This is a genomic window from Bacillus sp. L75 (genome assembly GCF_003676355.1).
Lineage (GTDB): Bacteria > Bacillota > Bacilli > Bacillales > Bacillaceae > Bacillus > Bacillus velezensis.
Genome location: NZ_ML064931.1, coordinates 1 through 8388, shown reverse-complemented (window position 1 = coordinate 8388; position 8388 = coordinate 1). Strand labels below are relative to the sequence as shown.

The 8388-nt window shown below is 48.4% G+C and carries 7 protein-coding genes; all 7 read right to left on the bottom strand.

What is annotated here, in order from left to right:
• Positions 1-189: 189 nt before the first annotated feature.
• A complete protein-coding gene (locus D5S11_RS19575) occupies positions 190-1434 on the bottom strand; it encodes an exo-beta-N-acetylmuramidase NamZ family protein (RefSeq protein ID WP_108725189.1) in 1245 nt (414 codons plus the stop codon).
• Between the two features lie 15 nt (positions 1435-1449).
• A complete protein-coding gene (locus tag D5S11_RS19570; protein WP_042634752.1) occupies positions 1450-3363 on the bottom strand; it encodes a glycoside hydrolase family 3 protein in 1914 nt (637 codons plus the stop codon).
• Between the two features lie 46 nt (positions 3364-3409).
• Positions 3410-4693 (bottom strand): penicillin binding protein PBP4B, encoded by a 1284-nt coding sequence (gene pbp4b, locus D5S11_RS19565; protein WP_053104621.1) that lies wholly within the window; start codon positions 4691-4693, stop codon positions 3410-3412.
• An 18-nt stretch (positions 4694-4711) separates the two neighbouring features.
• The gene (locus D5S11_RS19560) at positions 4712-6079 is read right to left on the bottom strand and encodes a PTS transporter subunit EIIC (protein WP_032870181.1); all 1368 of its coding nucleotides are present in this window, start codon (positions 6077-6079) and stop codon (positions 4712-4714) included.
• 129 nt (positions 6080-6208) lie between these two features.
• A complete protein-coding gene (gene murQ, locus D5S11_RS19555) occupies positions 6209-7138 on the bottom strand; it encodes an N-acetylmuramic acid 6-phosphate etherase (protein ID WP_082998906.1) in 930 nt (309 codons plus the stop codon).
• 99 nt (positions 7139-7237) lie between these two features.
• Entirely contained in the window at positions 7238-7714 is a 477-nt protein-coding gene (locus D5S11_RS19550) for a GNAT family N-acetyltransferase (RefSeq protein ID WP_015239057.1), read from the bottom strand.
• An 18-nt stretch (positions 7715-7732) separates the two neighbouring features.
• Positions 7733-8185, bottom strand: coding sequence for a 2-thiouracil desulfurase family protein (locus tag D5S11_RS19545; protein ID WP_007408014.1), 453 nt, complete (start codon positions 8183-8185; stop codon positions 7733-7735).
• Between the last annotated feature and the right edge of the window lie 203 nt (positions 8186-8388).

Here is an 8388-nt window from a genome sequence, read left to right as displayed (position 1 = left end):
TTTTTTTTACGGAGATGATATCAATGGGCTGAAAGAATAATGTGTTTTTCATGAGAAACCACCTTTTAGGAAACATTCATTTAAATGATAACTGTTATCATTTAAATTGTACCAAATAAATGAATGTTTTCCTATAAAAAGCGGAAATGTGAAATGCGTCAAAATGTTACACGTGTAACACGAATGTTGTCAGTATATGAGGTATTGTTTTCTTAGAGTTTTGAATTGGTCCAGCCGGCGTTGATATGTGCCGGTGATGTCTTCAATGGAAGTGCCTTTTTCTATTTTTTTGCGTACCCAGCCGTTACCGATCAGCTTGTCAAAAGAGCCTGTCGGCAAGAATGAAAAGTCATTCGGATATAAGTCATGCATGGTTTTCAGAATGGAAAGCCCTGTTTTTGCCGCTTCAAATGTATTTCTGTTTGTTACGTAGACTTGTACGCCGTGGCACAGTTTGCCCTGGTGCTTGGAGAAGCTGGGGATAAATGATGCGGCTCTGAAGGTGACGCCCGGAAGCTTGAGACTGTTCAGGCGTTCTTCGAGCTCGGTGCTTTTCATATAAGGCGCGCCGATCAGTTCAAACGGCTTTGTCGTGCCCCTTCCTTCGGATACGTTTGTGCCTTCGATTAGTCCTGTCGCCGAATATGCGAATATGCTGTCCGGGGTCGGGATATTGGGCGAAGGGAGGACGAACGGCAGACCGGTATCTTCAATCGTCATCGTCCGCTTCCAGCGCTTCATTTTTACGACGGTTAGGTCGGCGCCAATATGAAACTCTTTATTGAATAAAAGAGCAAGCTCACCGATCGTCATGCCGTGCTTCAGCGGGATCGGATACAGTCCGACAAATGAAGCGTAATCCGGTTCAAGAACCGGGCCGTCCGGATTTCGTCCGCCTTGCGGATTCGGCCGGTCCAATACATAAAAAGGAATGCCTTTTTCTTTTGCCGCTTCCATGGCATAGGCCATTGTATAAATGTAGGTGTAGTATCGCGTTCCGACATCCTGAATATCGAAAATCAGCACATCTGTATCTTTCAGCATGTCAGGCGTCGGTTTCCTCGTTTCCCCGTACAGGCTGTAGACGGGAAGCCCTGTTTTTTCGTCTATATACGATGTGACTTTGTCTCCGGCCTGAGCATCGCCGCGGACACCGTGCTCCGGTCCGAATAATGCCGTCAAGTGGATGTCTGGTGCCTCATACAGCACGTCAACGCTGCTTTTCAATGAATTGTTCACACCGGTCGGGTTGGTGATCAGCCCGACCCTTTTTCCCTTCAGTTCCTGTTTATAATCTTTCAGCAGGCGGTCGATGCCTGTTTGGATGCTTGGTTTCTTGGCGGTATGAAGGTTTCTGTCAGAAGCCGCCGAGACTGCCGTCATAGCACTGATGACGACTAATCCGGCAAGAAGCGCAGCCGTTTGTGTTTTCATGATCAGTCCTCCTGTTTAAAGCGGTTTTCCGGTCTTCAGATTGATACCGAAACCATAAGGATACAGTGTCGTTCCCGGATGCGTGACGGAAGGAATGTCAGCGGGCAGCCTGCCTTGCGGTGTTGTCTGTCCGAATATCGCTTCAACGCCTGCCGGAATGTTTGGCTGGAGAAATTGTCCGTCTGTATATCCTTTAAAGCCGTAGACTGCGATAAGGGCTTCAGCTTCTTCAAAGTTCGCGGCGTCATATGGATTACGCAGGCTCATCAGCACAAAGGGTTTTTGGTTCGATTGTGCGGCTTTCATGACTGCCCGCGGAAATGCAGTCGTCCACTTGCCGGGATCTGTGACGGAATCGTCAATCACGCCGTCGTTTACGACAGGATCATTTTTCACAACATATGAGCCTGTAATCACGTAATCAGCGTCAGTTATCTGCTTTTTGTGTTCATCATGAAATGTGCGCTCGGCGAAGTTCATTTTACTGATGGTTACCGGCCGGATTTTTTTCTTCTTGATGAGCTGCCGAATGGTTTGTTCCATTGACGCTGTTTGATCTTCATATGGAGCGGCAATGAGAACGCGGCTGTTCTTTTTCGGTTTGAATGGGAGCGTGCGGTTTTTGTTTTGTAAGACGGTGACGGACCTTTCCGCGATTTGTTTTTCAGCTTTCAGGTGATTTTTGCTGCCGACGGTTTTCTTTGCTTTTGCAATCTTCTTTTTCAGATTTGTCTCTTTCGGTGCGGGATATATCCCTCGTTTTATTTTCAGGGAAATGATGCGTTCCGCCGATTTGTTAATTTGCTGCAGCGGAATATCCCCTTTTTGTACCGCCTTTTTTAATGCGGAATGAACCCGGGCAAAGCGGTTTTCTGTTTGCAGCGATGTCACTTGGGCCGGCATCAGGGCAATATCGACTCCTGCTTTTACGGCCATGACGACCGCCTCTTCCTGGCCGAAATGATCGGCAATGGCTTTCATATTTAATGCATCCGTGACGATGACGCCGTTAAAGCCCATTTCCTCACGGAGAAGATGAGTCATCACTTTTTTCGAGAGCGTGGCGGGTACGAGGATGTCTGAACCGTCCAGCTTGCTTTTATAGGTTGTATCGTCAAACGCGGGAAATTGCACATGGGCTGTCATGATCATATCAGCTCCGGCCTGAATGGCCTTCCGGAACGGATAAAGTTCAATCTGACGCAGCCTTTCTTGATTGTGGGTGACAAGCGGAAGGCCGTAGTGGCTGTCGACATCCGTGTCGCCGTGTCCCGGGAAATGTTTGACGGCGGCAGCGACATCCTGCTTTTGCTGAGCCTTCATTGAGGCAAGACCGAGTGAAGCTGTCAGATCTCGGTCTGAACTGAAGGACCTGACGCCGATGACAGGATTTCCGGGATTATTATTGATATCGAGAACGGGAGCGAAGTTCGTATTAATGCCCAGTGCTTTCAGTTCTTTCCCGATAATGGCGCCGGTCTGGGACGCGTAGGCTGTTTTTCTAGCGGCTCCGAGCGCCATATTGCCTGGGAAATGAGTGCCCTCACCAAGTCTAGTTACGATGCCGCCCTCCTGATCAATGCTTAATAATAGCGGAATGTCAGGGCTCGCCTTTTGAAAGGCATCTGTCAGGCGTACCGTTTGTTCAGTGTTTTTTACATTTTCTGAAAATAAAATAACGCCGCCGAACCGGTACTTTTGAATAAGCCCTGCGACTTCTTTATTCATTTGGGTAAGAGCCTCAGGTGATGACTGCCCCTTTTTTTGCCAATTGCGAAAATCAGGCATGAGCATCTGCCCTAATTTTTCATCTAATGTCATACGGGATACCGCTTGTTCCGCCTGTGACGGAATGTCCGGTTTTGTCGATACATGATGCGTGCCGAAAACAATGAACAACAGTAATACAGCTGAGATAACAAGTTTCATGATGGTGCCCTCCTGCCGTCATAGTTTGGACAAAAGACATGGGTTGTCATTCAATGGCTTCATAAATCGTTTTTATGATGCTGCCGTAGCTTCCAGTCGGAAAAAGATCCCCTTCAAAAACATTCGGGTTTTCACCGGGACTGACGACGGGGGAATGCTTTTTATTGGTCAAAAGTGCGATCCCCAGCTTATAAGCGGGATCAATAATCGTGACGGTGCCGGTCCATCCCGTATGGCCATATGCCTGCCTGCTTGCATAAGGGCCGAACATCCACTCCATATCCGGGCTGCCGTTTTTCCGCCAGCCGAGAGCGAAAGTCGGATCAGAGGATGCCGCCGTGGTGAACAAATCGGCCGTTCTTTTATTGAAGAGAGAAACGTGTTTATAACTGCCTCCGTTCAGCATGACTTGAAGAAGGACGGCCATGTCATCAGCTCTGGAAAACAGCCCGGCGTGACCGGACACCCCTCCCATTGAGTAAAATGCTTTTTCATCGTGAACTTCCCCCTGCAGCGTATACGTCCTGATGTGAGGGAAACGGATGACTCCGTCACGTGTGTTGCCTAAACGTTCAGTAGCTGCGAATGATTTTTCTTTAAAGCCTTTTTGCAGCGGATTGAACAGTGTGTGCGTCAGTTTCAGCGGTTTGTACAGTTCTTGTTCCGCATAGGCATCAAGGGTTTTTCCGGTTATGTTTTCAATGATGCAGCCGAGAAGCATGTAACCGATATCGCTGTATACGTGTTTTGTTCCCGGTTTGTATGCAAGCGGGATTTGAGTGAGAAAACGGATCGTTTTATCCCGTTCTTGTGAATACAAAGGGCCTGCGGTGTCCGGCTGATAGAAATAAAAGCTTGCCGGCAGACCGGATTGATGCTGGAGCACATCGATGACGCGAATGCGGTCTTTTTCTTGAATCGGATCGCTTTTTCTGTCTTTGAAATCAGGAAGGTAAGCCGAGACTTTTTGATACACATCAAGCTTTCCCTGGCTGACGAGTCGCTGTAATGCAAAATTCGCCGCGTACATTTTTGTATTGGAAGCTAGATCAAACATGGTTGATGTTTTCATTTTTTTCGGACGCGATAAAAGGACGTTCCCGTCATATTTTTTGCTGTAGCCGTATGCTTTCTTTTTGATCACCCGTCCGTCCTTTACGACGACGAGGACGGCTCCGGGGAATCCTGCTGCGATGTCTTTTTCAATCATTTGATCAACCTTTCTAAGCTTTGCTACGTCGTATAATTTGGATTGGGCTTCGGCTTTGTGCTGCGGCAGAAAAGAGAGGCTGATGACCATTGTGAGTATGGCGGCTGTCAGTGTTTTCATATTCTGATCCCTCCCGGTTTATTCAAATTCAGCAGCCATGTCATCCTTAAATCCGAACGCATAAGTGAAGACAAAGCCCGCCGCGTAAGAGATGAAGAGACCGATGATATACAAAACGATTTGAGCCGGCTGTACGAGAAACGAGAGCGGAAGGCCGGAGACACCGATTGAAAAAGTAGCCACCTGAAAATGGGCTTGAAAGGCGCCGCCGATTCCCGCCCCTAAACACGCCGTCAAAAACGGCCGGCCGAGCGGGAGCGTGACGCCGAAGATGAGCGGCTCTCCGATTCCGAGCAGACCGGATGGAAGTCCGCCGCCGATCGCTCTTTTCAATGAGGCTTTTTTTGTTTTCATAAAGATGGCGAAGGCCGCCCCTACTTGACCCGCGCCTCCCATCGCGAGAATCGGAAGAAGCGGGTCATCTCCGATTGATCGGATTAATTCCAAATGTACGGGAGTCAAGCCCTGATGCAGGCCGGTGACGACAAGCGGCAGGAAGGCGGCTCCCAGTACAAACCCTGAGAGCACTCCCCCGACATTCAGCAGCGACAATAAACCTGATGTAATGAGATCAGAAATAAAACCGCCTGCAGGGATAAAAACGACATATGTCACCAGCCCGGTGATAAGTAAAGACAATGTAGGCGTGACGATAATGTCGATGGATTGATGGACGTACTTTCTGATAAACCGTTCGGTATAAGCGATAAAAACCGCAGCGAAAAGAACGCCGATTAATCCTCCCCTGCCAGGGAGCAGATTCTCTCCGAACAAACTGATATTGGCGATCTCAGGGTTAAGGATCAATATGCCCGCAAGGCCGCCCATCGCGGGTGTACCGCCGAATTCCTTCGCCGCATTGATGCCGACAAGGACGCCGAGGTATGCGAATAAGCCTGAACCGATAACCGTTAAAATAAGTGCGATTTGGGATTCTTTCGGAAGCCAGCCGGCCTGAATGACGGCTTTCGTAATACCGGTGATTAAACCTGATGCAATGAGTGCGGGAATAAGGGGGATGAAGATGCTTGATATTTTTCTCAGAAACAGTCTGATGGGTGTGGTGTTTTTTCTGTTGAGATCGGCTTTTTTCCGTGAGGCGGCTTCTTTTAAATCAATGTTTTTTCCGGATGACATAAGTTTTGCGAAAGCGTCGGCGACATGATTGACGACACCCGTGCCGAGAATGATCTGCAGTGTTTCGGCTTCGACGACGCCTATTACCCCGTCAAGCCGTTTCAGCGCCTCAATATCCGTTTTGTCCCGATCTAAAGGTGTAATCCTCAGGCGTGTCATACAGTGGGTAAAGCCTGAAATATTCGATGAACCGCCGCAATTGTCCAGGATATCTTTGGCCAGTGACTGATAAAATGCCTCTTTGCTCATGGAGATCCTCCTTTTTTCCGTGCGATTTTTCCCGGGGAGCTGTGCCTGAAACGCGTCCTAAAAGCGCCTGCGCCGATCATGAAAACGGCGCGGGCTCGTAAAAGCACATTATTTTTCACCAAAGAACGATCAGCGTTCTTTTTCTTTTGAAACGTGCTGTTCTATGGCTTTGTCAATGAAGCCTTCTGCTTCTTTGAGCAGTGCCTTCGCGTGTGTTTCGTCTGAATTCGTCTTCAGCATGACGATTGCCGTTTTGACATGGCTGCCTGCGGCCTCAAGCGTTTCTTTTGCCTTGTCGTACGGAACGCCCGTGATGCTTTGGATAATGCCGATTGCGCGTTCTTTCAATTTTTCGTTGCTGACATGAACGTCCACCATTAAATTTTCGTACACTTTGCCGCTTTTGATCATCACGGCCGTGGAAATCATGTTCAGAATCATTTTATGTGCCGTCGCCGCTTTCATTCGTGTTGACCCTGTAATCACTTCGGGGCCGACGACGACTTCAATGCTGTGATCGGCAAAGGTGCTGATCAATGAGTCCTTATTGCATGTGAGCGCGACGGTTTTGGCGCCGATTGTTTTTGCGTATTTCAGCGCACCGGCCGCATACGGCGTGCGCCCGCTTGCCGCGATGGCGATCACGGTGTCTTCTGCGGTAAGCCCGATCGTTTTGAGATCGAGAGCGCCGGTTTCCTCGCTGTCTTCTATACCTTCAGCCGCTTGCAAAAAGGCGTCTGCTCCTCCGGCCATCAGACCGATGACAGTGTCGGGACTTACGCTGTATGTAGGCGGGCATTCAACCGCATCCAGTACACCGAGTCTGCCGCTTGTGCCCGCTCCCGCATAAATCAGCCTGCCGTTTCGCCGTAATGATTGATGGGCGAATTGAACGGCAATCTGAATATCGGGCAGCACCTGCTGAACGGCTTCAGCCACTTTGAAATCCTCTTCGTTAATGATGCGGAGAATTTCCATCGTGTCTGCTTGATGGATTGAAGCGGTCTGCGGATTTCTGGTTTCTGTGGTCAATCTGTGAATGTTAAGCCGGTCTGTCATGATTGTACCCTCCCAAGTCGTTAATACTTGAAGTATATGGGCTTCTGAATAGATGTTTCAAGAAAAATCGGCAGGGATGAGATGAATAATCAAGCGCTTTCACAAAAAATGATGCAGAATGTGCTGTTCACCGATCGGGCCGATCCTGCGACGACCTTTATCAATAAAACCGGAAGACCGGTACAGGTTCTTTGCACGATGATTGCGATGGTTTACAGCAAGCACGATTTCATCACACCAAGGAAAGTAATTTGCGACAAAAGCGGGGAGCTGCAGCATCGCTTGTTTGGCATAACCTTTTCCCTGATGCGGCGCATGTAAGGACAGCGCACTCAGCAAAATGGCAGACACATTATTCGAATACGGGGCAATGGTTTCTTTTGAGGTATGTAAAATAAAAAAACCGACGGGGCGGTCTTCTTTTAAAATGACTGTCGGGTAGCGATCCCGGATGACAAGAGCCTGCGGCAGGACATCCTTCGGGAGAGCTGTGAACTTTTTATCTTCTTCACTCAGCACAAACCCGTTCAGTCCGTCTGCATGCTCCGGTTTATAAAAGGACAGGGCTACATCCATGATATCTACTCTCCTTTTTTATAATTGATCCAATTCATCTTCTGATAGAACACGGCAGCCTGCCCGTTTTAAAAGAGCGGAAGTGATGCCGTCTCCGATTATTTTTTTCCCTGAGAAAGTGCCGTCATAGATAAAGCTGCTGCCGCAGGACGGACTGTTTTCTTTAAGGATGACCGTGGCGGCGCCTATTTCTTTTGCGTATGCTAATGTTTTTTCCGCGCCGTCCATATATAAAGCCGTAACGTCTTCGCCTGATGCCGTTACGATTCTTGCTGTTCCGTTCAGCACGTCTTCGCCCGTGCCGCCGATGATTTCCGCCGGTTCGCGGGGAGTGGTGAAGCCGCCCAAAAGTTCGGGGCAGACCATAACAGCTTTCTTTTCTTCTACGAGTCTGCGGATTTTTTCCGAAGCGGCGTGAGAGCCGTTATACCTGCATTCGATACCGCCGAGACAAGAGCTGACTAAGATCATCTGTGTCCATTCCCTTCAATATTTTGATACTTTCATCATAAATGAAATAAGAGAGGAGGGATGAGTTTTTCAGTTAAAAAACGGGTAAAAAAGTTTGAAAATAAAAAAAATAATTTTCCTCTTTACAAATGGGGTACAACCTGTATATAATAACTTTTGTCAGCTCGACGCGGACACAACGGCCCGTTGGTCAAGCGGTTAAG